Origin of the sequence: Haloarcula sp. Atlit-120R, from assembly GCF_003665885.1 — an archaeon.
Taxonomy (GTDB): Archaea; Halobacteriota; Halobacteria; order Halobacteriales; family Haloarculaceae; genus Haloarcula; species Haloarcula taiwanensis.
In genome coordinates, this window is the sequence record NZ_QPLN01000003.1 from 427,866 (window position 1) to 451,774 (window position 23,909).

The 23,909-nt window shown below is 60.6% G+C and carries 25 protein-coding genes and 1 pseudogene; 14 read left to right on the top strand and 12 right to left on the bottom strand.

The window, feature by feature from the left end:
* Nucleotides 1-5: 5 nt before the first annotated feature.
* Nucleotides 6-179, bottom strand: a pseudogene (locus DVK01_RS23005) (PacF protein); the annotation flags it as partial.
* Nucleotides 180-184: 5 nt separating this feature from the next.
* Entirely contained in the window at nt 185-1,126 is a 942-nt protein-coding gene (gene paaA, locus DVK01_RS13825) for a 1,2-phenylacetyl-CoA epoxidase subunit PaaA (protein WP_121537161.1), read from the bottom strand.
* 106 nt (nt 1,127-1,232) lie between these two features.
* Here paaA and DVK01_RS13830 point away from each other — a divergent pair, with 106 nt between their 5' ends.
* Both DVK01_RS13830 and DVK01_RS13835 read left to right on the top strand, forming a co-directional pair.
* Nucleotides 1,233-1,889 (top strand): helix-turn-helix domain-containing protein, encoded by a 657-nt coding sequence (locus tag DVK01_RS13830; RefSeq protein ID WP_101351918.1) that lies wholly within the window; start codon nt 1,233-1,235, stop codon nt 1,887-1,889.
* A 25-nt stretch (nt 1,890-1,914) separates the two neighbouring features.
* The gene (locus DVK01_RS13835) at nt 1,915-2,676 is read left to right on the top strand and encodes an enoyl-CoA hydratase/isomerase family protein (protein WP_101351919.1); all 762 of its coding nucleotides are present in this window, start codon (nt 1,915-1,917) and stop codon (nt 2,674-2,676) included.
* Here DVK01_RS13835 and DVK01_RS13840 read toward each other — a convergent pair.
* Nucleotides 2,673-3,548, bottom strand: a complete 876-nt coding sequence (locus tag DVK01_RS13840) for an amidohydrolase family protein (protein ID WP_101351523.1) — start codon at nt 3,546-3,548, stop codon at nt 2,673-2,675. The genes DVK01_RS13835 and DVK01_RS13840 overlap by 4 nt on opposite strands.
* A gap of 214 nt (nt 3,549-3,762) precedes the next feature.
* Between DVK01_RS13840 and DVK01_RS13845 the strand changes: the two genes are divergently transcribed.
* Both DVK01_RS13845 and DVK01_RS13850 read left to right on the top strand, forming a co-directional pair.
* Nucleotides 3,763-4,596 carry a CoA ester lyase gene (locus DVK01_RS13845; RefSeq protein ID WP_121537163.1) on the top strand — a complete coding sequence of 278 codons (834 nt, stop codon included), beginning with the start codon at nt 3,763-3,765 and terminating at the stop codon, nt 4,594-4,596.
* A gap of 42 nt (nt 4,597-4,638) precedes the next feature.
* Nucleotides 4,639-5,361 carry a class I SAM-dependent methyltransferase gene (locus DVK01_RS13850; protein WP_101351525.1) on the top strand — a complete coding sequence of 241 codons (723 nt, stop codon included), beginning with the start codon at nt 4,639-4,641 and terminating at the stop codon, nt 5,359-5,361.
* A gap of 41 nt (nt 5,362-5,402) precedes the next feature.
* On the opposite strand, the gene DVK01_RS13855 is transcribed toward DVK01_RS13850, so the two are convergent.
* The 8 genes from DVK01_RS13855 to DVK01_RS13890 all read right to left on the bottom strand — a co-directional run bounded on the left by DVK01_RS13855 (nt 5,403) and on the right by DVK01_RS13890 (nt 15,844).
* On the bottom strand, nt 5,403-5,867 hold the full coding sequence (locus tag DVK01_RS13855) for a MaoC family dehydratase (protein ID WP_101351526.1): 465 nt from the start codon (nt 5,865-5,867) through the stop codon (nt 5,403-5,405).
* Between the two features lie 3 nt (nt 5,868-5,870).
* Complete coding sequence (locus DVK01_RS13860; RefSeq protein ID WP_101351527.1) at nt 5,871-7,589, bottom strand: acyl-CoA carboxylase subunit beta; 1,719 nt, start codon at nt 7,587-7,589, stop codon at nt 5,871-5,873.
* A 2-nt stretch (nt 7,590-7,591) separates the two neighbouring features.
* Entirely contained in the window at nt 7,592-9,376 is a 1,785-nt protein-coding gene (locus DVK01_RS13865; protein ID WP_121537165.1) for an acetyl-CoA carboxylase biotin carboxylase subunit, read from the bottom strand.
* A complete protein-coding gene (locus tag DVK01_RS13870) occupies nt 9,376-10,542 on the bottom strand; it encodes an acyl-CoA dehydrogenase family protein (RefSeq protein WP_101351529.1) in 1,167 nt (388 codons plus the stop codon). Before DVK01_RS13870 ends, DVK01_RS13865 begins: the two co-directional genes overlap by 1 nt.
* Before the next feature lie 46 nt (nt 10,543-10,588).
* Nucleotides 10,589-12,271, bottom strand: a complete 1,683-nt coding sequence (locus tag DVK01_RS13875; RefSeq protein WP_121537167.1) for an acyl-CoA synthetase — start codon at nt 12,269-12,271, stop codon at nt 10,589-10,591.
* A gap of 169 nt (nt 12,272-12,440) precedes the next feature.
* On the bottom strand, nt 12,441-13,844 hold the full coding sequence (locus DVK01_RS13880; RefSeq protein ID WP_121537169.1) for a UbiD family decarboxylase domain-containing protein: 1,404 nt from the start codon (nt 13,842-13,844) through the stop codon (nt 12,441-12,443).
* On the bottom strand, nt 13,841-15,346 hold the full coding sequence (locus DVK01_RS13885) for a UbiD family decarboxylase (RefSeq protein ID WP_121537171.1): 1,506 nt from the start codon (nt 15,344-15,346) through the stop codon (nt 13,841-13,843). The genes DVK01_RS13880 and DVK01_RS13885 overlap by 4 nt, the downstream gene beginning before the upstream one ends.
* Before the next feature lie 3 nt (nt 15,347-15,349).
* On the bottom strand, nt 15,350-15,844 hold the full coding sequence (locus DVK01_RS13890; RefSeq protein ID WP_121537173.1) for a ubiD operon protein: 495 nt from the start codon (nt 15,842-15,844) through the stop codon (nt 15,350-15,352).
* Nucleotides 15,845-16,130: 286 nt separating this feature from the next.
* On the opposite strand from DVK01_RS13890, the gene DVK01_RS21865 reads away from it, so the two are divergent.
* Nucleotides 16,131-16,436, top strand: coding sequence for a hypothetical protein (locus tag DVK01_RS21865; protein WP_158598768.1), 306 nt, complete (start codon nt 16,131-16,133; stop codon nt 16,434-16,436).
* A 233-nt stretch (nt 16,437-16,669) separates the two neighbouring features.
* On the opposite strand, the gene DVK01_RS13900 is transcribed toward DVK01_RS21865, so the two are convergent.
* Complete coding sequence (locus DVK01_RS13900; protein ID WP_121537175.1) at nt 16,670-17,386, bottom strand: helix-turn-helix domain-containing protein; 717 nt, start codon at nt 17,384-17,386, stop codon at nt 16,670-16,672.
* 156 nt (nt 17,387-17,542) lie between these two features.
* Between DVK01_RS13900 and DVK01_RS22850 the strand changes: the two genes are divergently transcribed.
* The 9 genes from DVK01_RS22850 to DVK01_RS13940 all read left to right on the top strand — a co-directional run bounded on the left by DVK01_RS22850 (nt 17,543) and on the right by DVK01_RS13940 (nt 23,806).
* Nucleotides 17,543-17,665: a hypothetical protein gene (locus DVK01_RS22850; RefSeq protein ID WP_255410218.1), complete on the top strand. Its 123-nt coding sequence runs from the start codon at nt 17,543-17,545 to the stop codon at nt 17,663-17,665.
* Nucleotides 17,666-17,805: 140 nt separating this feature from the next.
* Nucleotides 17,806-18,681 (top strand): sulfurtransferase, encoded by an 876-nt coding sequence (locus tag DVK01_RS13905; protein ID WP_121513114.1) that lies wholly within the window; start codon nt 17,806-17,808, stop codon nt 18,679-18,681.
* Between the two features lie 86 nt (nt 18,682-18,767).
* Nucleotides 18,768-18,965 (top strand): hypothetical protein, encoded by a 198-nt coding sequence (locus tag DVK01_RS13910; protein WP_101351536.1) that lies wholly within the window; start codon nt 18,768-18,770, stop codon nt 18,963-18,965.
* Nucleotides 18,962-19,741 carry a sulfite exporter TauE/SafE family protein gene (locus DVK01_RS13915; RefSeq protein ID WP_121537177.1) on the top strand — a complete coding sequence of 260 codons (780 nt, stop codon included), beginning with the start codon at nt 18,962-18,964 and terminating at the stop codon, nt 19,739-19,741. Before DVK01_RS13910 ends, DVK01_RS13915 begins: the two co-directional genes overlap by 4 nt.
* Before the next feature lie 256 nt (nt 19,742-19,997).
* A complete protein-coding gene (locus tag DVK01_RS13920) occupies nt 19,998-20,393 on the top strand; it encodes a halocyanin (protein WP_101351920.1) in 396 nt (131 codons plus the stop codon).
* A 1-nt stretch (nt 20,394) separates the two neighbouring features.
* A complete protein-coding gene (locus tag DVK01_RS13925; protein ID WP_101351538.1) occupies nt 20,395-20,910 on the top strand; it encodes a cytochrome c oxidase subunit II in 516 nt (171 codons plus the stop codon).
* 121 nt (nt 20,911-21,031) lie between these two features.
* Nucleotides 21,032-22,660 carry a b(o/a)3-type cytochrome-c oxidase subunit 1 gene (locus DVK01_RS13930; RefSeq protein WP_233562788.1) on the top strand — a complete coding sequence of 543 codons (1,629 nt, stop codon included), beginning with the start codon at nt 21,032-21,034 and terminating at the stop codon, nt 22,658-22,660.
* A gap of 299 nt (nt 22,661-22,959) precedes the next feature.
* Nucleotides 22,960-23,370, top strand: a complete 411-nt coding sequence (trxA, locus tag DVK01_RS13935; protein ID WP_121537181.1) for a thioredoxin — start codon at nt 22,960-22,962, stop codon at nt 23,368-23,370.
* Between the two features lie 211 nt (nt 23,371-23,581).
* Nucleotides 23,582-23,806 carry a DUF2892 domain-containing protein gene (locus DVK01_RS13940; RefSeq protein ID WP_121537183.1) on the top strand — a complete coding sequence of 75 codons (225 nt, stop codon included), beginning with the start codon at nt 23,582-23,584 and terminating at the stop codon, nt 23,804-23,806.
* The last annotated feature ends 103 nt before the right edge of the window (nt 23,807-23,909 follow it).

The following is a 23,909-nucleotide window of genomic DNA, read 5'->3' on the forward strand; positions in this document are numbered from 1 at the left end:
CCAGAGTCGACCTGCGTGATTTTCTCCTGCGGGGCAACCCAGAGCGCGTGGGTTGGTTTCCGGCGTCCGTGCTGGATGACGGCAAACTGCTTTGCCATCTCTCGGTCGGGTGCGTGGACATCTCGGCAGTGAACGAACGCCGCGTCCGGACTCTGTTGTCGGAATACTTCCCAGATCATTGTTCTCAGTCAGCCGCCTGTGACTGCGGGCCGCTGTTCGTCGTCGTCTGGTCGTCCATCATGTCACGGACCCACTGAACCGCTTCCTGAGCCTGTCGGCGACCCGTGATCTGCTCGATACTGCCGTCGTAATCGTTCTGTGAGACAGTGAAGAACTCGTCCCAGTCGAGGTCGTCCTCGACGACCTCGTATGTCCCGTCACCGTTATCCCGGATGCGTGGCTCATCGGGCATCTCCAGCCCGTATTTCTTGGCTTTCGGGATGTACGTATTGAGGAACGCGTTTCGAAGTTCGTCGTTCGTACACGTCTTCAGCCCGACTTCCGCGGCGAAGTCGTGATGGGTGCTCTGGTCGTCGGTCGGGCCGAAGAACTGCAAGATTCGCGGCCACCACTCTTCGAAGGCTTCCTGCACCATGCGCTGTTCCTTCCGGGAGCCGTTCATCAGTTCGCGGAGGATCGACTCGCCGTGTTTGACGTGCATCCCCTCCTCGAAGCAGATCTTGTCCATCGCGTGGGCGTACGGTTCCCAACTGGACTTTTTCAGGGTCGCTTGGCGGCGCATCGCGGCCCCGTCGACGAAGAATGCGATCATCGGCGTCTCGACGTAGCTCTCCATCGGATAATGGAAGCAGTTCAGGAACTTCCCGTCCCCGTTCGCCAGGTCTGCAAGCATCTCATCGCGGGTCTTGACACCGAGTGACTCCGCCGCTCGGTAGAGCATCTGGCCGTGGCCGATTTCGTCCTGCACCTTCGCGCTGAAGGCCATCTTTCGCTCAATACTCGGTGCTTTTCTGATGAAGGGCCGTTCGAGGTACGCCCCCATAATCTCGCTGTTTGCGTGGAACTCGAGCATCCGCGTGGCTGCCTTCCGATACTCTTCGGGAAGGTCGTCTTTCGGGCTGAATTCTCGGGGTCCAGCGCGGTCTTTGACTTCTTCAACGTTCATATCTATCCCAAAAATCGTGAGGAATATTCTTACTAATTTGCCCCTATATAGACGGGTTTTATATGTAATTCCGCACATGTATGAGGTGATGATAGAGGAGTGTCTCATGGTCGAGTTTCGCATCGAGGGCGACGACTGCCCGCTGGCAGATGCAAGCAGTGCCACGGGGACATCCATTGAAGCGGCCCCGCCACTCCTCCGGGATGACCGTAACGTATTGCTGCGGTTCAGTGCGCAGGCGAGTGACAAGCTTATCGACTATCTCGATGAGGACGACCGGATCCGCTATCTCTACCAGTCAGTTACCGATGGTCGGTATAATTACCGATGTCTATCGCTCCAGCAATGTGTTGTACATAAACTCATCAGTGCGGGCTTCATGGTTGAATCGCTGACGTATCGGAACGGCAACGCGATTTTAACTGGCGCTGTGGTGGGCCACGAGATTCTCCAAACCGTCATGGAGACGGCCGGTGAAACTGTCGGCGTGAAACTACAGCGGGTGTACGCACTGCGTGCAACAGAGGACGCGTCTATCGCACAGCAGTGGGACCTGACCCCGGCACAGACTGAGAGTCTCCGGTACGCAGTTGAGATGGGGTATTTTCTCGTCCCACGACAGACGACAGCTAGTGAAGTCGCTGCCGAACTCGGTATCAGCAAGTCCGCGTTCCTCGAACGACTCCACCGCGCACAGCACTCGTTGTTCACGCAGCTGTTCGGTGACACCGACGGCGGCCATCCGGGCGACGACGGACAGTAAAGTGCCCGGGCACCTGAATACGACCATGCGCGTTGAAGACGGTGCTGTTCGACGAATCGTATTCGACCGTCCCGGTGTCAAAAACGCGATGACCGGGGCGGTCGCGACTGAGCTCGCTGATGCGCTCGCTGATCTCGACCCGGCGACGCACGACGCCGTTCTCCTCACCGGTGACGGTGATTCGTTCAGTGCCGGCGGGGATATTGAGGCGATGAGCGAGCGTGAGGAATCGGCAACGGAAGCCTACGAACGAGTCCGGAAAACGCTGGGTCGGGTGGCCAGCAATATCCTCGAAGCGCCGGTGCCTGTCGTCGCAAAGGTCAACGGGGACGCGGTCGGTGCCGGACTGTCGCTCGTGGCCGTCGCCGATTTCGCCTACGCCGCCACGTCCGCGCGGTTCGGTGCGTCGTTCATCAGCGTCGGCCTCGTCCCAGACATGGGCGCAACCGCCATACTACCTCGGCTTATCGGGCTCAGGAAAACTAAAGAACTCGCGTTCACCGGGAAACTAATCGACGCCGAAAGCGCCGCCGACATGGATCTGATCAACGAGGCTGTCGAACCAGCCAAGCTTGATGCGCGGACGGCCGACCTGCTCGAAACACTTCAGGCACAGCCGACAGCGAACCTCGGGCTGGCGAAGGAGGCGATCCACGATAATCTCGGCCAGTCTCTGCGAACCGGGCTGCGTCGGGAAGCACGCATCCAGTCGCTGGCGTACGATACGCCGGCACACTCACGCGGAGTCGAGGCGTTTCTGGACGGGCGGACCCCGGATTTCGACTAGCGGTCGAAAAATTCCCGGGCGTTTTCGAACAGAATCTTCCGCTGGACATCCGTGTCAAAGTCCGTGTCACGGGCGAACGATTCGAGCCACGTTTCGGGGTCGATCATCGGATAATCAGTGCCGAACATCACCTTGTCTTTGAGCACTGTCCCGGCGTAATGGAGCACCTGCTCGTCGATGTACTTCGGCACCCAGCCGGAGAGATCCATGTACACGTTGCCTTTTTGCTGGCATATCGCCAGTTGCTCTTTCTCCCACGGGAAGGCGGGGTGAGCGATGAGGATGTCGAGATCCGGATGTGCAGCAGCCACGTCGTCGATAAGCATCGGGTTACCGTACTTGATTTTCAGGCCGCGACCGCCGGCGCTACAGGCCCCCAGTGTCGAGTTCCCGCCGTGGAAGACAACGGGGACCCCGAGGTCTTCGATGGTACTCCACAGGTGGTCGTGGCGTTCGTCCGAGGGGTCAAAGCCCTGTGCGATCTGCTGGAACTTGAACCCCGAGAGGTCCAGATCCTCGACGCACCGGATCGCCTCCTGTACGCAGTCATCTTTCAGTGGATCGACGCTTCCGAACCCAACGAAGAAGTCGGGGTACTCGTCCCGGACTTCGGCGACATAGTCGTTGGGGACGGGTGGGTTTCCGGTGTTCGTCTCCGCGTCCCAGCCAAGCAGGACAGCGCCACCGACACCCGCCTCGTGGTACTCCGCGAGCATTTCGTCGTAGTCCCACGTCTCCAGATCAGTGCCAAAGCGGTCGGCGGCGTCTTGCATCATTTCGCCGCCGGCGTCGTGGAGGAACTCACTGGTCGGTTGGTGGGCGTGCGTGTCGAACAGTTGCCTGTCGTCGACACCAGGGAGGTCGGTTGTCACAGAGAGAGATTTTACCCAGTGTCATAAAAATCCATGCTGTTTCTGCTGTCCAGCGGCCACGCTGAAGTGTCACGGCAGTCGTGCCACCGGTAGCTAATTCGAGCGGCGGTGGTCATACCTGCGGCAGGCGACGAGTCCACAGCGCACGGTCACCCCGTGCATAGCCGGGTGTCTATCCCCTACCATCTTACTGCTGGAAGGTGAAGGGGCGGCCATGGTTCGTCGCAGTGTCCTGTTTGCACCGGGTGACAACACGGAGTTGATGCGAAAGGCGGCCGGTGGCGACGCTGACGTGGTCGTTTTCGACCTCGAAGATGCGGTTGCACCGGCTGACAAAGAACAGGCCCGTGAATCTGTTCAATCGGTCCTATCGACTGTCAGTTCAGATAGCCACATCTGCGTTCGCATCAATCCCGTGGGAGTCAGCGCTACAGCCGACCTTGCGGCAATGCTGAGGGATACCAGTCCCGACAGTGTGATGCTCCCGAAGGCCAGTTCTGCCGACGACATATCGGCACTGGAACGGCTCCTCGGGGAGCACAGTGTGGACCTCCCAGTGCTTTCGCTGGTCGAATCGGCCGCTGGCGTCCTCAACGCGGCGGAGATCGCAGCCGCCGACCCAACAGATGCCCTCCTGTTCGGAGCCGAAGACCTCGCGGCCGACATCGGTGCGAGTCGGACCAGCGACGGACGAGAGGTGCTCTATGCACGCCAGCGAGTCGTCGTTGCGGCCAGCGCCGCTGGAATCGATGCGATAGATACGATATACCCCGACTACGGCGATCTAGATGGCCTCCGCGAAGCGACGGAGTTCGCGGCCCAGCTCGGATACGATGGGAAGATGGCGATCCATCCGGATCAGGTCGCGGTCATCAACGACGCGTTCTCCCCCGATGACGAGGAAATAGCATGGGCTGAACGCGTTGTTGCAGCCGACGACGAGACAGATGCCGGGGTTTTCGAGGTCGACGGAGAGATGATTGACGCACCGCTTATCGCGCAAGCAGAGCGCGTCCTCGAACGCGCTCGCGAGGCCGGGCAGCGGTAACCAACGGCAACACCTATCCGAGACCTTACTGTGCTGTCGTGTATGAAAAACGTCGTCCGGCGAAATTTCGATGCCAGCGTCGACGCCTACACGACCTACGAGCGGCGGACCAATCGTTTCACGTCGCTCGCTCGGCTGCTCGCCGCCGAGATGAGCACTCGTCCTGACGGGCGACTCGGGACAGTGCTCGATGCGGGCGCTGGAACAGGCGTAAGCACGCGCGTGTTCGCCGAGACGGCAGCGGATACTATTGCGCTCGATATCAGTCGCGAGATGCTACGCGAAATCGACTCCGCTGCCCGGTTGCAGGCCGATTTCGACCACCTTCCGCTCAGTGACCAGTCGGTCGACGGCGTGGCTTTTACCGCCTCACTCTTTCTGGTCCCTGACCCAGCGACTGCAGTACGGGAAGCCGCCAGAGTCCTCCGCCCGGACGGCGTGGTTGGCGCTGTCGCACCGCTGGGGTGGTTCTGTCCCGACGGCACGGACGTGTTCGAACAGTTCGAGCGCGAGTCACGCTCCCCGTCCGACACATCAACCCTCCAAGACGCCCTGGCGAGTGACTTCTCGACGACGACAGGCACATGGCGGTTTTCGACGACTGCCGAAAACATCCGGCTGTTCCACGCCATTCCCGCGATGGCCGCACGGCTCTATCCGAAACTCGACACAGAACAGCGGGTACGACAGGCCCACGAACTCCTCGGCGCTCTGGACGGGACGTTCGAGCAACGATGGCGGTGGGTCATCGGCGTGCCCGAATAGGTGACTTGAATCTGCGGTTCGTCAGTCGGGCAGTCACAGCGTCACTCGGCGTGGTCCCGCTTCAGCGACAGCACGGTGCGGTCGAACTCACAGACGAGGACATCGTCCGAATCTGTGAGTTTGAACACCTCGACGTGCATCGTGACGACGCCGCGGTCACCGTCGCTGGTCTCGCGTTTGTCGGTCACAGTCGATTGCACGCGGATCGTGTCGCCGTGAAACACGGGGTTCGGATGCTCGACGCTGTCGTAGGACAGGTTCGCGACGATGGTGCCGTCAGTCGTCTCTGGAATGGTCAGTCCGACCGCTAGGCTCATCGTGTAGAGGCCGTTGACCAGTCGCTCGCCGAACTCCGTCTCGGCCGCGAACTCGGCGTCGAGATGGAGCGGCTGCTGGTTCATCGTCATATCGCAGAACTGCTGATTGTCGCGCTCGCTGACGGTACGGCGCTTCTCGTGTTCGATGGTCTCGCCGACCTCGAACTCTTCGTAGTAGCGTCCTGTCATAGCTCAGAGGATGGTCCCGTGTTTCTTGTCCGGGAGGTCTTTCTCGACGGTCTCGTAGAACGCAAACCGGTTCGTCAGTTCCGTTCTGAGATCGCTGGGTGGGACGATGTCGTCGACGACAACTTCGCTAGCCATTCGATGAATGTCGATATCCTCGCGGTAGGCCTCGCGGAGTTCCTGCTCCTTTTGCTGTCGTTCGTCCTCGTCCTCGATCTCGGAGAGCTTCCGGGCGTAGACGGCATTGATAGCCGCTTCCGGCCCCATAATCGCGATTTCGCCGCTTGGAAGGCCGATTGTCGACTCGGGGTCGTACGCGGGGCCGGACATCGCGTAGATGCCCGCACCGTATGCTTTCCGCACCACGACGGACTGCTTGGGCACTGTCGCCGAAGACGTGGCGTAGATCATCTTCTTGCCCTGTTCGAGGATGCCCTCCTTCTCGACGCCTGACCCAGCCATGAACCCCGGCGTATCACAGAGGTACAATAGCGGAATATTGTAAGCGTCGCAGGTCCAGATGAACTGGGCGGCTTTCTCCGCCGCGTCCGGGAAGATGGCTCCCGCACGCTGGGCTGGCTGATTGGCGATGACTCCGACTGGCCGACCATCGATCCGAGCAAACGACGTGATAATCTCTTTCCCGTACTCGGGCCGGAGTTCGAGGGGCGACCCGGCGTCGACGACCCGCTCGATCACGTCGAACATATCGTAGCCTTTGTTGGGCTTGTCCGGGACGACGGCGTCGATACCCTCTGGCGAGCGCTTCGGGGCCGTCCCACTGGTCTGTGGTGGGTCTTCGTCGGCGTTGTCTGGCAGATAACCGATGAGTTGCGCGACGAGTTCGCGGGCGTGTTCCTCGTCGTCGGCGATGAGATCTGCGCTTCCGGAGTGCTGTGCGTGTACGTCGGGGCCGCCGAGGTCTTCGAGGCTGATTTCCTCGCCAGTGACCATTTCGACCATCCGGGGGCTGGCAATGGCCATTGCGCTCATGTCCCGAACCATGACGGTGAAGTCTGCGAAGACTGGCGTGTAGGCCGCACCGGCGATACAGGGACCGTACAGCACACAGATCTGGGGGACCCGCCCCGAGAGCATCGAGTGGTTGTAGTAGAACTTCCCGATTCCCTCGCGGTTGGCGAAAAAGCCCGTCTGCTGGTCTATACGGCCGCCCGAGGAGTCCATCAGATACAGCACCGGTCGCCCGGTTTTCAGTGCCCGTTGTTGCATCCGGAGGAACTTCTCGACACCTTTTGCGGCCATGCTTCCACGTTTGACCGTGTAATCGTTGGCCATGAAATGCAGGTCACGGCCCTCGAACTCCGCGGCCCCCGTGATGAGTCCGTCAGCCGGGAGCTGGTCGTCGGCGTCAAACTCCGCAAACGTCCCGTCCTCGAAGAGGAAATCGTCGCCGAACCACAGGTCGATACGGTCACGAACGAACAGCTTGCCCTCCTCAGGCAACTGCTCCTTGTACTTTTCCGGCCCGCCTTCGTGGATCTCTTCGATCTCCTTGCGCAGATTCTCCTCGCGTTCGGTCGGCCCGAGGTCGTCGTCGACCTGTTCCGCGGCTTCGTCCCCCCGAGTGCCGTCGTACGTGGCACTGGCGGCCGTTTCGCCGCTGTCAATGACGAGTGTAATGTCGTCCTCGAAGTGTGTCGCCAACGCCTCTGCAATGGCCTGTGCTTCCGATTCGGTCGCGTCGTCTGAAATTCTGACTTGCATACTTACTCCTCCAGTACAACCAGGGTGTCACCCATGTCCACGGAATCGCCCTCCGTGATCGGGACGGACGCGACAGTTCCGCCCGTGGATGCCACCACGTCGTTTTCCATTTTCATCGCCTCGAGTACGCAGACGACATCGCCTGCTGCGATATCGTCACCGGGCGCGACTTCGGTCGAGAGGATAGTGCCCTGCATCTCGGCCGTAATCGCACCCGACGTGGTCACGTCCACCGTGCCGCCACCGGATGAATTGCCGCCCGAAGCGCCAGTGTCGGAGCCGGCACTGGCGTTGCCATCACGGGCTACGCGGGGCAGTCCGTCCGTAACAACGACATCGAAGCGCTTCCCATCGACTTCGACAGCGATTTCATCCGTCGACGCCGACTGGGCGTCGCCACCGACCTCGTCTGTCCCCCACCGCGCGACGGCCGCGTCAAGGGCATCGTCGGCGAGTTCCTGGTCGAGGTATTTCGTCGTGTGCGTCCCGCCACGGAACGTGTCGTCGTCCAGCATCAATCGATGGAACGGGATAGTCGTGTGGACCCCCTCGACGGTGAAATGGTCGAGGGCACGCCTCGACCGGTCCAGACAGTGGTCCCGGTCCTCACCAGCGACGATGAGCTTTGCAATCATCGAGTCGTAATCGCCCCCGATATCGTCGCCCTGCGAGACCGCGTGGTCGAGCCGCACACCGATACTGCTTGGCGGCGCGTACGTCGTCAGCGGCCCCGGCGTCGGAGCGAAGTCCTCGGCCGGGTTCTCCGCGTTGATTCGGTACTCAACGGCGTGGCCGTCTATCGACACGTCCTCCTGTGTAAAGTCCAGTTGCTCGCCCGCAGCGACCCGGAGCTGCCAGCGAACGATGTCGATACCAGTCACCGCTTCGGTGACGGTGTGTTCGACCTGAATGCGGGTGTTCACCTCCATGAAGTAGAACTCCCCGTCCTCGACGAGGAACTCCACCGTGCCGGCGTTCGTGTACCCGGCTTCGCTGACACCGCGTCTGGCAGCCGCACCGATCTCCGTACGGAGTTCGGCATCGAGAGCCGGACTCGGTGCTTCCTCGATGACCTTCTGGTGGCGGCGTTGCAGCGAGCAGTCGCGCTCGCCCAGATGGCGGACGTTGCCGTGTTCGTCCGCAAGCACCTGCACCTCGACGTGTTTTGGGGCTTCGAGGTACTTTTCGACGTACACCGAGTCATTGCCGAAGTAGGCTTCGCCCTCGCGCTGTGCGCTTTTGAGCGCCTCCGCAACCTCAGCCTCGCTCCGGACGATTTTCATGCCGCGACCGCCGCCACCGCCTTCAGCCTTGATCGCGATGGGGTAGCCGTACTCTGCGCCCAGCGCCCGTACTTCGTCTGGGTCGTCGACCAGATCCGTCGTGCCGGGAACGACTGGGACGCCAGCCTCCTGCATCACTGTTCGGGCTTTCGTCTTTTCGCCCAGTGTCTCCATCGCGTCACTTGGCGGGCCGACCCACGTGAGACCGTCGGTAGCCTCGACGCGGCTAGCGAACTCGGCGTTTTCCGCGAGGAAACCGTAGCCGGGATGGATTGCATCGGCCCCAGCCCGCTCAGCGACATCGAGTATCGCTGTCTGGTCGAGATACGACTCGCTTGCAGGTGCCGGGCCGACGTTGTATGCGTCGTCAGCGTACTCGACGTGGCCGGCGTTGCGGTCGGCGTCGCTGTAGACGGCGACCGTCTCGATACCCAGCTCTTCACACGCAGCCATCACACGAACCGCGATTTCGCCGCGGTTTGCGACAAGGACTTTCTCGAACATTAGTAGGATCGTGGGAAGCCGAGGTGTTGCCCGATGTGGTTGTACGCCATCTGCTGAGAGACCGGGGCCAGCCGCGTCAGGTTGATTTCGCGCCACCACCGCTCGATGTCGTACTCCTTCGCGTAGCCCCAGCCGCCGAACGCCTGCATCGATTGTTTGACCGCTTCGATGCCAGCACTGACAGCTGTCGCCTTCGCAACGTTTGTCTCGTACCCACACTCCTCGCCCTGGTCGTACAACCAGGACGCCTTCTCACGCATGAGCGCGGCCGTTTCCATGCGGGCATACGCCTTGGTGATGGGGAACGAGACCGCCTGATGGGTCCCGATAGGCGCATCGAACACCTCCCGGTCGCTCGCGTACTCAATAGCAGTGTCGGCGGCTAGCTTGCCGATGCCGGTCCCGGCGGCCGCGAAGCCGATTCGTTCCGGGTTCAGCATATCGACGAGAGTCCACCAGCCGTCGTCTTCCTCGCCCAGCAAGTTCTCCTCGGGGACCCGAACATCCTCGATGAAGACCTCACAGGACTTCGAGTAGTTGATACCGTGTTTGGGGATCGGCGACACGTCGATGCCGGGGTCGTCCATATCGACGATGAAGAGGCTTATGCCGTCAGTCCCGCGGTCGACCTCGTCACGCGGAGTCGTTCGCGTGACGAGAATCATATTGTCGGCCCGGTCCGCGAAGGTAATCCACGCCTTGTTCCCGTTCAGCACGTACTCGTCGCCGTCTTTCTCGGCGCGGGTGGCGACGTTCAGCGTGTTCGTTCCGGCTTCGGGCTCTGTAATCCCGATAGAGAAGTTTCGCTTCCCGTTGGCGATGTCGGGTAGATAGGTCTGTTTCTGCGCTTCTGTCCCGTTCTCACTGATACCGACAGCGGCCATGCCGGCGGTAAGTACGAGATACCACGTACCCGCCATGCCACAGCCTTCGGCACAGAGCGTCTCCATGACCAGTCCCATCTCCTGTATCCCCATCCCGGCCCCTTCGTACTCCTGTGGGACCAGTAGGCCGTGGAAGCCGGCCGCAGCCAGTTCGTCCCAGAATTCCTGTCCGAACTCGCCTGTCTCCTCTTTCTCGCGCCAGTACTCCGGTCCGTACTCGGCCGCTACGTCCGCCGCAGTCGACCGAATCATCGAACGCTCCTCTGTAGATTCGAAATTCATTGGTAGTCGTGTCTGTGTTGGCACTCGTACTGCTTGATACCCTATGTCAGGATTCGACTTCGGCTTCTGCTTCAGCGTCGTCGTGAAGTTCGGTTCGGCGAATCTTTCCGGTCACGGTCTTGGGCAGTTCCTCGCGAAACTCGATTTCGCGCGGGTATTCGTGTGCTGAGAGCTCTTCTTTCACGTAGCTCTGAATGTCTTCTTTGAGGGGGTCGGACGGCTCAGCGTCCTCGCTTGGCACGACGTAGGCCTTGACGATGTTCCCCCGCGCTTCGTGTGGTTTGGGGACGACAGCCGCCTCAGCGACCGCTTCGTGTTCGCCCAGCGAACTTTCGACTTCGAATGGCCCGATCCGGTAACCGGAGGAAAGGATCACGTCGTCTGCACGCCCCTCGAACCAGAAGTAGCCGTCCTCGTCTTTGTGCGCCAGATCGCCCGAGAGATACCACGTCCCGTCTGGACCGTCGATGAACGCCCGCTGGGTCTTCTCGGGCTTGTTCCAGAACTCGGCGAAGAAACACGGGTAATCGCCCCGCTGTGCTATCTCACCCGTCTCGCCGGGGGCCAGAACTTCACCGCTCTGCGGGTCGACGATATCGGCTTCGATTCCGGGGAGTGGTTTTCCCATCGACCCGGGCCGGAGTTCCATCGTCGGGTAGTTGTTGATAATCATGTTCCCGGTCTCGGTCTGGCCGTACGTATCCAGAATCGTGACGCCGAGTTCGTCTTCCCCCCACTCGACGACGCCGGCACTGAGTGGTTCGCCGATAGAGAGCGCGTGACGTAAATCGAGGTCGGCGTCAGCGAGGGCTCCCTCGTTCTCCCGGAGCATTCGGTACGCCGTCGGGACCGAGAACAGAACGCTGATCGGATATTCGTCGAGTAGGTCTGCCCACTCGTCGGTGTCGAACTCGCCCTCGTACGTGAACAGCGACGCACCCCAGAACCAGGCACCGAGCGTGTTGATCGCGCCCGTTAGCCAGCCGAGGTCGCCGGTCGACCAGTACAGGTCACCGTCCTGGAGGTCTACGGCGTACTTCTGTGTCGCCGCGACACCGGCGATCCACCGCTGTTTGTGGAGGACACCCTTGGCCAGCCCGGTCGTCCCTGAGGTGTAGTACAGCAGTGCGTCGTCCTCCCCGCTGGTCTCTGCGACCTCGTAGGCCGTACTCGCGCCGTCCAGCGCAGTATTGAAAACCACGTCATCAGCAGGTGCCCCACTCCCGCGGTCAACGGTAATGACGTGTTCGACTGCGGGCGCATCGTCCAGTGCGTCTTCAACCGTGTCCCGGTTGTCAGTCGTGGTGACGACGACCGTCGCGTCACAGTCGTCCAGACGGTACGAGATACCCTCGGGACCGAACCGCTCGTTGACGCTTCCCCAGACAGCGCCGTGTTTGAGCGTGCCGACCAGCGCCACGTAGTGCTCCGGGATCCGGGGCATGTACGAGAAGACCCGGTCACCCTGCGCAACCCCGAGGTCGTCGAGGACGTTGGCAAACTGGCTTGAGCGGTCAGCAAGCTCCCAGAACGTCATTGTCGACAGCTCTCCGTCGGTCCCGACCTGATAGAGTGCGACCTGGCCTCGGTCTGTCGCGTGTCGGTCAGCGACTTCGTGCCCGATGTTCAAGCTATCCGGTGCGTCCCAGTCCGCTTCTGCGTAGATATCGTCCCACGTGAACTCTTGCCGTGCTGTGTCGTAGTCGGGGAGGTTGTGGCTGGTCGCCATACACCGCTCGGGATACCGGTATCCGGTATAACTGTACCGGTTAGTTTTTACAGACAATATGTTGAATATATTTTACTTTCACTCCCGCAAAGGAAGTATACGCTTGCTGTATTGCGTAAACAGAACTGATTACTACATATTTAAATGTATACACACTCGGGAAACACGTTCAGCGGGACGATTCGTTTTCAGTCCTCACTCCGGAAGCGATATCTGAGTCGTCCCACAGGACACGAGCCATGTCGCGGACGCTGCTTGGGAACGAGTTCTCGAACGTGACTCGCGGCGCGATGTACGTTTCTTTCCAGCGTGGGTCCCACGCCGCATTCACGTACAGACGCGAACCGGTTTCGTTGTTCTGTCGATAGTGCGGCCGTGTCGCCGCCGGCGCATCCGACTCGCTGAACGTCCAGTCGCGAGCCGGATGAGATTTCAGCCAGACATCGGCCAGAACGCGGCCGAAGTCCTGTGGCGGAACGTCTTCGTCGACGATAACCACCGTGTCGAAAAGCGACGAGAACGAAAAGAGGATGTTCGCGAGTTGCCACTCGAACCCGCCGTACAGTATGTCACTGGCCACGAAGCAGATGCCGAGTTCGGCCTCTGCCGGTAACATAACCCATTCCACTGGCGAGATACCCCAGTAGTTGTTGACCCGGTGATAGAGCGTTGCGGCGGTCACAAGCCCTGTGAGCTGGCTATCATCCGCGAGCGGGCAACCGACCGGAGAGATAGGAATGACAGGGTTTTCAGTAGCGCGGACGCTCTCGACCGCCAACGAGAGCGGCCCGCTCGCAACGACGTACTCCCAGCCTTCTCGACGGTCAGAGCGGAAGTCAGGCTGGCGGTCCGCAACCGTCGTCTCGATGACGACCTCCGTCGCACTCGGGACGAGTCCGCCGTTGGTCGGGACGAGCGGGACAGTTCCGGTTACCCCACAGGACTGGATTGGCGTGGCAGTTTGCTCGGTGACAGCAAGCAGGTATGCCGTCGTGATCGCCGCTGGCGGCACGCCAAGCGCTATCGTCATCGTCGCCCCGTCAGCAACAAGCGACGACAGCGCGTCCGGAACGCGCACTCTGAGCGTATCCCCACTCACAACCGAGCCGTGGACCGGTGCCCAGTGTGTGCCGTCAGCGGTCGAGATCGATGCGACACCGAGCGTCACTGTTGGCCACGTCTCAGTTTCTCCCTGCGGGAATTGCAGGTCCTGTCCGTCGATATCTGTCCCCGAGGCCGCCTGACCTGTGTATGTCGGCTCCGGATTTTCCCCGGCCGGGCCGAGATCGCCGATAGTCTCTAGCAGGTCAACGAGCGCGGCCTCCGGGTCAAGTCCGAGGCCGAGCGACAGCCGCGACCACGGCCGCGCCTCGCGGTGCTGTGTCTGGTCCGGACCGCTGAACACACCGCTAACCAAGTCGATACCCGTAGACCGCTGGAACCGAAGCGCCGGCCCACTCGCTCGGAGCGCCTCCGCCGCAAGCGCGTCAACCGGGATTTCGAATGGGCCGTCGAGTCGGACGAGGTCGTCGTCGCCAGCCAGTCCACGAACGTACTGTGTGAACGGTATCACTGTGATTGCTCCTCCCGTTCATCAAGTCGGTCGAACCGCGCAGCGTCCAGTCCCGCTTCGACCAGCCGTTCCTGGGCTCGCTTACGAGTTTCTGTGGTCGCCGTCGTGTCCGTCGCGTCACCGTCAGTCGTCGCGTCGATGTAGGCTTTGGCCGTCTTCGCCTTCGAAGTCCCCACATCCGCACTGCCCTTCTCGTCGGGCGTCTGGTAGATGTTGAGCGGGACTTTCGGCATCCGCTCGACGCCGAACTGGTGGAAGTCGGCATCGGGGTCTGCCTCAAGTGCGATAGCTGTCAAGACTGCCCGTGGGTCAAGTGGGTCGACAGCAGCGTCGACAAAGACGAAAAAGTCGATGTGAAGCATCCCCCACGTCGTGAAAATAAAGTTCGCCAGTTCGTGGAGATACCCCGGATACGGTCGGTCCGTCGCGATGACCCAGACGGTGCGGGACGTGAATCGCCACGGGACCGCCATCGAAACATCGAATCCGGCGGCTCGGAGCCCGACAGTCGCGTCGGGTCCGGCTGCGACGAGTCGCAGCGTGCTGGTCGAGTTCTGCCCGTATCCGACGCCGCTCCCCTCGACGCAAAACGGGATGTGCGGTTCGTCCCGGTGGGTGATTGCATCGACCTCGAACACCGGCATAGAGCGACGCGGACCGTTCATGTAGCCGAAATAGTCTCCGAACGGGCCCTCGTCGAGTCGGTCGTCGGGTCGAACGTGCCCTTCGAGAACTAGCTCGGCCGTCGCCGGGACGTACAGGTCATTGGTTTCGCACTGGACGAGGTCGACAGGCGCGTCTTTCAGGCCGCCCGCGAAGGCCGCTTCACTCCGTCCAGTCGGGATCCACATATCTGCAGTACTCTCGACGGTGGGTTCCGAACCGATGACGACCGCGACTGGCATCGGTTCGCCACGCGGCTCGTAGTCGTAGTAGTAGCGGTTAGGAACCTGCTCACCGGCCAGTAACAGCAGACTGGCCCGGGAGCTGTCGTGGATCATCATGCGATGGCTCGACCAAGTCCCCCACTCCGTGTCGGGGTCCGGTGCGACGATGGTGTGGTGATTCGAGTACCGTCCCCCGTCACCCTCGTGGATGTACGGCCACGGGAACGACAGGAGGTCAACCTCGTTCCCTGTCCGCACTGTTTCTTTACAAGGGGCTTGGTGATTTGCGACAGTTCGAGGCGCTTTCGGCGCGTTGAGGCGCTCAATCACTCGGTCGTAGTACGTACGGCCCGAAAGACCGTCTGGGAGCCCCAGCGCTTGTGCGAAGTGATTCCAGGGGCGAGTCTGCGGGCCGCGGTACGGGTCCCCAACCAGTTTCGACTCCGTCTCAATCCCTGTGACGGACTCGAAAACAGGAATCGGTCCGTCACGGATATTGGCAAGCATCGTGGCTGCACTCGCTTCAAGGTCCCACGACACTGGCTGGTCGAACGGACAGAGCCAGCCGGTCGTGTCGAGCAAATCGAGGTACTCACGGAGGGAATTGACCGCCATCTATCACTCCTGTTCTTCGAGGACCCGCCTGAGTGGGTCGTCATCAAATTCGCGACGGACTTCCGCGTAAGCGTCAAGGAGTGCCGGTCGTTCCGTGGCGAGGTGGTCGAACGCGATTTCCCGAAGCGCATCGGACGTTGACTCGTACTCGCCGGTCTCGACGAGATACTGCAAGAGTACTTTCAGGTCGTCAGAGCGAGTATTGAGGATATTCGACGCCGTCTCCTGTTCAGCCGCCAGATGAGCGACTAGCTCGTGATCAATACCGGTCTCGTCAGTCTCGTCGAGCAATTCGACGTATCTGGTCTCACTGACACTCTCGTGTGGTCCGGCGACGATTGTTAGGGGTTCCGGGTCAGTGAGTTCAGCAGGGTCCCTGGCAATCCGAACGCGCGCTTCGAAAATCCGTTTCGTCTGCGCATCCGTAATCTGCAGTGTGGTTTCGGTCTGTGCTTCCTCGGGAAGATGGTCCGCTGACGTGATGTAGTGGCTCGACATTACCTGCCCTCAGTTGGATTGTTGATGTTCTTAGCAACCTCTTGTCCCAGTGGCAAATATCTACCGTCGTGGAGCCATTGTTGTCCCGGTTCACACGCCCCGGTCACGATCTGAGTAAAGTGAGATAGTAAAGCGTGGTCCCAACATCTGCAGGTGGAATTGCTCCACACCCCCACCCCACTGGTTCCGCTGTTAGCCACCCCACCGGTTCCGCTGTTAGACAGAGAACTATCAGAGTCATCGTCGATTACATGATGGCTAGCGTAGAAGACCCGACAGACCGAGAGTGAACACAGTCCGTCGGAAACAAGCGCACAGAGATGCTGCTCCTAGTATCGCTGTCTCGGGAAGCGGCTCGGGTCCCGACACAGGACGAGCACTCGTCACAGATCTGATCGTTGATAACATCCGCAACGCGCTGGTAATTGAACAGGCGCTCCGCTTCGGATACGGGATCTCCGAGACCATTCCACGCACCGAACTGGCCGGGGTACAGTTGCTTTGCGGCGGCCTCCGTCTGAAAGAGGTTGATGACCGGGCCTTGGTACTCGGTGCCGCCGCGGTAGAGCCGGTTCGCGTCGACAGCGGTTAGCTGGCTCCCGACAGGGTCGTCTCGTATATGCTCAACGCTGGACTCGAAGTCCTCGGCGCTTGCGTGTGAGAATCGGTAAAGGAATACGAGGCCGTCTGGGTCAGACGACAGGAGTGTGCGTAGTGGAAGTTGGTCTGTGCGTGCCCGAACTGTCCGGCGAACATAAATATCGCCAAGCTACCTCGCGGTATGCAGGTCGGAATAGAAGCGGCACCGGCGTATCACTCACGCCGTCACATCGTCGAGATGTACGCTTCGACGAGTGCCGCCTCGGCCTGACGCAGCCTGTACGAGACCGTCGAGCGCGGCCAATCGAGTTCCGACGCGATATCGTCGAGGGTCGTCTCGCGTGGCGTCTCGTAGTAGCCCTTCTCGGCAGCCAGTTCGAGCACTCGGCTCTGTTCCGGCCGAACAGAAACTGAGTCAAACAGGGTAAGCAACGGGCCGGCCGCGTCGCTTACGTGGTCGAAGTGAAAAGAGAGTCCGTCCTGAAGGACGCCTCCCAGTGTATCGTACAGCATACCGACTTTCTTATCGTCCTCCATGAGGATGCGCCAGCGCTCGGTGTTCTCCTGCCGGGTTATTTCGAAGAGGAGTGCGCCGTTGATATACCGGTTCGTGATCGTTGGCACCGAGTCGCAGTGGACGAGATCCTCGAAGTAGCTGTAGACGAGACTGCGCTGGGAGCCGTTTTCGAGCACGTCACTGTAGTGGCGGCCGCCGCAGGGGCGGTCACTGATACTCAGTTGATTGTACGCCGACCCCGTCAACAGCGCCGTCGCGTCTTCCACGACAGAAGTGGGGCCCGTTATTCGGTCCAGCCGCCAGAGTTGCGCGTTCCCCATCGAACAGAGGAACGTCGTCGAACGGGCTTCCGGTGTCTCGATGAACAGATCCATTAGCTCGTCGACGCCGTCGTTGTACCGGATCTCGAAGACAAACTCCCGCATCTGTTCTGTTTTGCGTGTGGACAGTACAGTCAATTTCGGTTCTGGTTGTTCGTTTTTTGAGCGGCAACCAGATCGCGTCTCTGCTGACAGCATCCCCTCGCGCGCTTGTCGCAGGACAAGACAAGATACAGGCGTTCAGGGACATAACATAGCTATATGAGCAACACTGCCGCTGATGACTCCCTCCCGTGGTTCGTCAAAGTCGTTATTGCAATAGCGCTGTTGATAATCCTCTTTATAATCGGTATCGATCTGCTAACGTTCGCCGCAGCTTGGTAGCGGTATCTGTCGGTTCCGGTCTGAAACCGTCTCGCCGGCCACTGGAATTTTCGCACAGTTGTCAGTCGGCGAACGTAGAACTATGTATTTATTTTAAGTATCAGCAGACACGACAGCACTACGACCGACCGAACTGGACAATGAGTGCCCACCGGAATCAGCCACAGCGGATCAAGAACGCGCTGGTCACGCCAGAATGGCTTGAGCATCGGCTCGAGACTGTCGCGTCTGATTCGCCGGACCTGCGACTCGTCGAAGTCGACCTTAACACCGATTTCTATGCTGAAGCGCACATCCCCGGTGCGGTTTCGATCGACTGGCGACGACACCTCCAGCACGAAACGCGACGCGATATCCCATCGAAAGCGGCGCTCGCAGACCTCCTTGGCACACGTGGCATCACGGACCAATCGACGCTTGTTCTCTACGGAGACAGCTCGAACTGGTTTGCGGCGCACCTGTACTGGATGCTCACCTACTACGGCCACGAAGACATCTATCTCCTCGATGGGGGCCGGAGACACTGGCTTGAGTCGGGGCGACCGACGAGCGAGAGCGTCCCGTCGTACACGCCACGGTCGTATCGGCCGGGTGGCCCGTACGAGCATGTGAGAGCGTATCGACACGACGTGCACCGAGCACTGTCCAAGCCGACCGCGCTTGTCGATGTCCGGCTTCCCGAAGAGTACGACGGGACTATCCTCGCACCGCCGGGGATGACGGAATCCGCACAGCGAGGCGGGCATATTCCCGGCGCAGTGAACATCGTCTGGTCCGAGAATCTCCGCTCTGACGGTCGATTCAAATCTCTCGAAGCACTCCGTCGGCTCTACTGCGAGTATGATATCGACAGCGACCGCGACATAATTGTCTACTGCCGGATCGGCGAACGATCGTCGTTAACGTGGTTTGTGCTGTCTGAACTTCTCGGTTATTCCTCGGCCAGAAACTACGACGGGGCGTGGACTGAGTGGGGGAACCTCGTTGCTGTTCCCGTGACAACTGACCGGACGTAGCGAGAGTGCGCTTTACCCCCTGTTGCTACCCGGAGTTGTCACAGGCCAAACGGAAGACTAACTCACGGAAGGTGGGACTGCCTGGTATGCTTTCGATACCTGTCTCGCGGTTGCCCCTCATCGGACTGTTCGCAATTCCGTTCGTAGTCGCGTTCGTAGTCGCACTCGAACCAGTTGCGTTCCTGGCAGTCATCAATACGGCCCTCATCGTCGTCGCCGTTCGGGTCATGTTCGGCGCGGATGATATCACCACTATCAAGCGTGCGGTGAGCCGACGGCGATGATGACCGGTGGCCACGGCACAGGGGTGGTGAGCGGCGATATCGGCCTCGTAGTCTTCGCCTTGATTGGGCTCCTCGGCGGTGCACACTGCCTGGGAATGTGTGGACCGCTCGTTACCCTGTACGCCGACCGGTTAGGCGACGACGGCCCGGTCGCCTGGGCAGAGATCCGCCAGCACCTCCTGTTCAACTTCGGGCGAACAGTGAGCTACGCGCTTCTCGGCGCGCTCATGGGGCTGCTCGGAACCATCGTCTATGACACGGCAGCCGTCGTTGCGCTGGCAGATAGCTTTCGGGCAGTCGCCGGAATCGCTGTTGGGGGATTCATCATGGTGACCGGGGGGCTGTACCTCCGGACAGGGACGGCGACGAGCGCTATTGCTGGGGTCGGGTCTGGGTCACTGCTATGGCGTTTTAGCACGCGGTTACACAAGCACGTCGACCAGTGGGTCGGCGGTCCGCGTATCATCGCGCTGGGTGCAGTACACGGTATTCTCCCGTGCCCACTCCTCTATCCGGCGTTTCTGTACGCCTTCGCTATCGGGTCACCGGCCTATGGCGCGCTCGCACTGTCCGTGCTTGGACTCGGAACCGTCCCTGCGGTGTTTGGGTACGGTGTCGCCTTCAACTCGGTTTCACCGCGGTTTCAGTCTCGACTGCATCGCGCGCTCGGGGTAGTGTTCCTCGTTCTGGGGTATCTTCCGCTGTCGCATGGACTGCTGATCTTCGGTCTGACGGTTCCACATCCATCGGTTCCCATCTACCAGCCACTGGGCTAACCCGCCGAAGGAGTTGATCGCCGCAATCAGTGCACTAGCACCGTCGTTCCGACGATAGCCCAGCGTCGAGGGGAGCCGTCAGGTGTTGCGGACTTGTCCTGCGACAAGGGAGGTTACAATTCCATCGGGTCGCAGAAGACGAAACAGTATGGGTACTACAGAGGACCGATCAGGCACCGTGAGGCCGCAAGCCGGCCGCGACCGACTGCATAGCTGTCGACGCATCCGTAGAGTGGTCTTCCGAGCGGCGTCGTCAGTGGCTGCACTCGTGTCCGTCGGCGCTGCAAGTGCACAGGAAGCAGGCGCTGGCACCGCGAGCGGGGGTAGCGGGTCCGGGCTCGTCGTCACGGTAGTGGCACTGGGGCTTACTGGACTCAGTATCGGTGCGGTATATCTACTGAGTTGGCGAGATAGACCGGAGCCGTCGTTTTCTCCCGCGACGACCACCACTGAACGAGTCGCCACTCCACACAGTGGACAGATGTTCGAGTCCGAAGTCCCACAACGCGAGACGGAGTCGGTCGACCACGACGCGTTCGACCCGGTCGGGACCGGACTACTGCTCGTGCTGTACTTCGTGGTCATCTCGCTGATGTGGCTGTTCATGTACTTCGTCGAATTTCTCGGGAACGGGCCGTCGGTGGTGGGATAAAATGCACGTCCACAGATTCGAACGGCTGTGGCTGGTGGCCGCGCTCGCGATGATTGTCCTGTTCATTGGCACTGTGACATACGGCGCTGTCGGCGCTGGCTACGGGATGGTCGATGACACTGGCGGCCAGGTCGACCCCACAGATGCGACGGCCAGCGAGAACTTCCGAGAGCCAGGTGTGTACAACGGCAGTGAACCGGGCCACTACGACGTGTATATCGAAGCGAAGCAGTTCCTGTTCGTCCCCGGGACAAGCGAGCCAGTCCGTGTCCCGGCTAACAGCACCGTCACGTTCCACGTGACAAGCACGGACGTGATCCACGGCTTCGAGGTCGTTGGCACGAACATCAACACGATGGCCGTCCCTGGACAGGTAGCGACGGTCACTGTCGAATTCGATGAACCGGACGAGTACGGACTCGTCTGCAACGAGTACTGCGGGAGCGGCCATCACACGATGGAAGGCTCGTTGCACGTCGTTCCGGCCGCGCAGTTTACTCAGACCGAGGTGAACTGAGATGGCACACCCACACAAGTCAGAACAGCCACAAGCCTACGAAAGCGACACGGCACAACTGTCGGACCGCCTCGCCTTTGTCGACAAGTTCCCCAGCGCTGCGCGCATCACTCGTCTCTCGATGGGGGTTTCGTTTACCGCACTGACAATCGGTGCGCTCCTAGGTATCGTCCAGGCCCTCCACCGAACAAATGTCTTCCGGGGCGTGATCAGTTCTGCCGATTACTACTCCGTGTTGACAGGCCACGGCGTCTTGCTCGCGCTGTTTTTCACCATCTTCTTCCTGACAGGCATCTTCACGTGGGGCACGAGCCGAAGCCTCGGCAGGGAGCTCCCCTCGCCGCGGTTTTCTCTGGCGTGGTTCCTGCTCATGTTCTCCGGTGCGGTGATGACAGCAACAGCCATCTTCGGCGGGCTGGTCGGCCAAATCCCGTTTTCTGCGGACGTACTGTACACGTTCTACGCGCCGCTGCAAGCCCATCCGCTGTTTTATGCTGGGTTGGCAGCCTGGCTTGTCGGGACGTGGCTTGCCGGGGCCGACTGGATACGTACCTACTACCACTGGCGGCAAGACAACCCCGGTGAGCGTATTCCACTCCAGATGTTCATGATCGTGACGACGATGCTAATGTGGTACATTGCCACGCTCGGCGTCGCCGTCGAAGTGTTGTTCTTCCTCCTCCCGCTCTCACTTGGCCTCATTGAGAGCGTGGACCCGCTGTTGACCCGGACGCTGTTCTGGTTTTTCGGCCACCCTGTCGTCTACTTCTGGCTGATGCCGGCGTACTTCGCGTGGTACACCGTCCTCCCGAAGCTCTCCGGCGGACGGCTGTTCAGTGACCCGCTCGCACGCGTCGTGTTCATCCTCTTTCTCATCCTCTCGACCCCGGTCGGCTTCCACCACCAGTACGCGGACCCCGGCGTGCCAGAGGGGTTCAAGTTCATCGCCATGACCAACACGATGTTCCTGTTGCTGCCGAGCTTCCTCACCGCGTTCACCGTCGTCGCGAGCATGGAGTACGGCGCTCGCCAGCGTGGCGGGACCGGCTATCTGGGCTGGCTGAAGGCGCTTCCGTGGGGGAAGCCGGCCTTTGCCGGCTGTGCGCTCGCAGGCATGATGTTCGCCGCCGGCGGCTTTTCCGGCATTATCAACGCCGGAATGAACATCAACTCCCTCATCCACAACACACTGTGGGTTCCCGGCCACTTCCACCTCACCGTCGGGACGGCCAGCGCCCTGACGATGATGGCGATAAGCTACTGGCTCTACCCGCAGATTACCGGGAAACGGCTCCAGTTCTACGGCATCGCGCAGGTCCAGCCCTACATCTGGTTCATCGGGATGGGGCTGATGTCGAACGCGATGCACCGCGCGGGACTCGCCGGTGTCCCCCGGCGGACCGCAGAACCCCAGTACCAGCAGTTCGACTTTGCGCCGGTACTGGGGTCAATGGCGGAGATGCGTCTCCAGATTGCTATTGGCGGGACGCTACTGACGCTCGGGGCGCTCATGTTCGTCCTCGTGATGGTCGGGACCTGGCTGGCTGAGCGGGGTCGCGGTCGGTTGCGCGTCGACAGCCACCTCCCCGAACCTATCTCCGGGCCGTCCGACAGTCCGCGGGTCCTCGACAACGTCAAGCTCTGGTTCGTCATCGCTGTCGTGCTCGTTGTCATCGCTTACGGATTCCCTATCTACTCGATGGTGGCTGACGGCGCGCTGAATCCCGCGGCACCGCCGTTCCCGGTCTGAACACGGGTTGAGTTACAGACTGCTTCGTCTCGTTGTGGACTGAGCGACAGAGGGAACCGGGAAATGAGGGCCACCGCGATCTGAGCAGTGCGGTCTTGATGACGCTGGCACGACGCTCGGGGCCATGGGCGGCGTGGGATTCAGGGCAGCGCCCAGAGACATGACTCCTCAGCAAGACGCTGTCCTGATAAGCAAGTGTGTCGTGACCGGCTTGGAGGGGGCGGGCCGCCCGCCACAGGATATAGTATTGTATGAAAGCCGCAAAACAAATAAACGCACCGAGCACATACTGGACGGTGATGGCCGACGAGCTAGCAGAAATTCGACAGAAGAAGCTCGAAGAACTCCGAAACGGAGAGCGAGGGACCGCCGCTGAGAACCGGAACAACGAGTCGCCGGCCGACCCCGTCCACGTCCACGGCGCGGGAGAACTACAGGACACCGTCAGTGATGGGGTCGTCCTCGTAGACTTCTACGCTGACTGGTGTGGACCGTGCAAGCAACTCGAACCCGTCGTCGGACGCATCGCCGCTGACACTGTCGCGACCGTGGCGAAAGTCGATATCGACGCAAACCAGCAGTTAGCAGCAAAATACGGCGTCCGTAGCGTGCCAACGCTGTTGCTGTTCACCGATGGGGAGCCGGTCGAGCGCATGGTGGGAATGCAACAGGAGCCACGGCTCCGCTCGCTCATCGAGAGCTACGCCTGATTCTTCGGCCGTGTTATCCGCGTTCGATATCGCAGTGGAACCACATCGCGTGGGCTGATAGGTCCACGCCGCAATCGCCAGCAAGAGACCGAAATCGGTTCGGCGGTGAGACAGTATGGCTGGTGAACGCTGGTACCCGTGAGTTCGGGGCCGCTATTGTGTATATTGCACAATCGAAACGCTATTATCCTCGGAGGACCTAGTGTGTAGCATGGAGCGCAACGTCGGTTCGACAGACAAGACTGCCAGAATTCTCATCGGTGCCCTCGCAGGGTTGCTATCGCTCGGTATCCTCGCCACCGCCGTTCCGCTGCCGGCGATACTCGCGCCTGTGCTCGGGTTTACCTCGGTGTTGCTGCTCGCCACTGGGGTCACCGGCTTTTGCGGGCTGTACGGACTCTTGGGTATCGACACCTGTTCTGTCGACACACGGTGAACAGTCTGGACCTACCGGTTTCACAGTAGCCGACAACTGATTCTTCAGAAGGTAGATGGGAGCCGGTTTCCGCTTGTTCGCGCGCGTGACGACAAAAAATCCG

Bases quoted from the DNA above. Each gene is read 5' to 3' on its own strand.
- paaA (WP_121537161.1), bottom strand. From the start codon at position 1,126: ATGAACGTTGAAGAAGTCAAAGACCGCGCTGGACCCCGAGAATTCAGC.
- DVK01_RS13830 (WP_101351918.1), top strand. From the start codon at position 1,233: ATGGTCGAGTTTCGCATCGAGGGCGACGACTGCCCGCTGGCAGATGCA.
- DVK01_RS13835 (WP_101351919.1), top strand. From the start codon at position 1,915: ATGCGCGTTGAAGACGGTGCTGTTCGACGAATCGTATTCGACCGTCCC.
- DVK01_RS13845 (WP_121537163.1), top strand. From the start codon at position 3,763: ATGGTTCGTCGCAGTGTCCTGTTTGCACCGGGTGACAACACGGAGTTG.
- DVK01_RS13850 (WP_101351525.1), top strand. From the start codon at position 4,639: ATGAAAAACGTCGTCCGGCGAAATTTCGATGCCAGCGTCGACGCCTAC.
- DVK01_RS13855 (WP_101351526.1), bottom strand. From the start codon at position 5,867: ATGACAGGACGCTACTACGAAGAGTTCGAGGTCGGCGAGACCATCGAA.
- DVK01_RS13860 (WP_101351527.1), bottom strand. From the start codon at position 7,589: ATGCAAGTCAGAATTTCAGACGACGCGACCGAATCGGAAGCACAGGCC.
- DVK01_RS13865 (WP_121537165.1), bottom strand. From the start codon at position 9,376: ATGTTCGAGAAAGTCCTTGTCGCAAACCGCGGCGAAATCGCGGTTCGT.
- DVK01_RS13870 (WP_101351529.1), bottom strand. From the start codon at position 10,542: ATGAATTTCGAATCTACAGAGGAGCGTTCGATGATTCGGTCGACTGCG.
- DVK01_RS13875 (WP_121537167.1), bottom strand. From the start codon at position 12,271: ATGGCGACCAGCCACAACCTCCCCGACTACGACACAGCACGGCAAGAG.
- DVK01_RS13885 (WP_121537171.1), bottom strand. From the start codon at position 15,346: ATGGCGGTCAATTCCCTCCGTGAGTACCTCGATTTGCTCGACACGACC.
- DVK01_RS13890 (WP_121537173.1), bottom strand. From the start codon at position 15,844: ATGTCGAGCCACTACATCACGTCAGCGGACCATCTTCCCGAGGAAGCA.
- DVK01_RS13900 (WP_121537175.1), bottom strand. From the start codon at position 17,386: ATGCGGGAGTTTGTCTTCGAGATCCGGTACAACGACGGCGTCGACGAG.
- DVK01_RS22850 (WP_255410218.1), top strand. From the start codon at position 17,543: ATGAGCAACACTGCCGCTGATGACTCCCTCCCGTGGTTCGTCAAAGTC.
- DVK01_RS13905 (WP_121513114.1), top strand. From the start codon at position 17,806: ATGAGTGCCCACCGGAATCAGCCACAGCGGATCAAGAACGCGCTGGTC.
- DVK01_RS13910 (WP_101351536.1), top strand. From the start codon at position 18,768: ATGCTTTCGATACCTGTCTCGCGGTTGCCCCTCATCGGACTGTTCGCA.
- DVK01_RS13915 (WP_121537177.1), top strand. From the start codon at position 18,962: ATGATGACCGGTGGCCACGGCACAGGGGTGGTGAGCGGCGATATCGGC.
- DVK01_RS13925 (WP_101351538.1), top strand. From the start codon at position 20,395: ATGCACGTCCACAGATTCGAACGGCTGTGGCTGGTGGCCGCGCTCGCG.
- DVK01_RS13930 (WP_233562788.1), top strand. From the start codon at position 21,032: ATGGGGGTTTCGTTTACCGCACTGACAATCGGTGCGCTCCTAGGTATC.
- trxA (WP_121537181.1), top strand. From the start codon at position 22,960: ATGGCCGACGAGCTAGCAGAAATTCGACAGAAGAAGCTCGAAGAACTC.
- DVK01_RS13940 (WP_121537183.1), top strand. From the start codon at position 23,582: ATGGAGCGCAACGTCGGTTCGACAGACAAGACTGCCAGAATTCTCATC.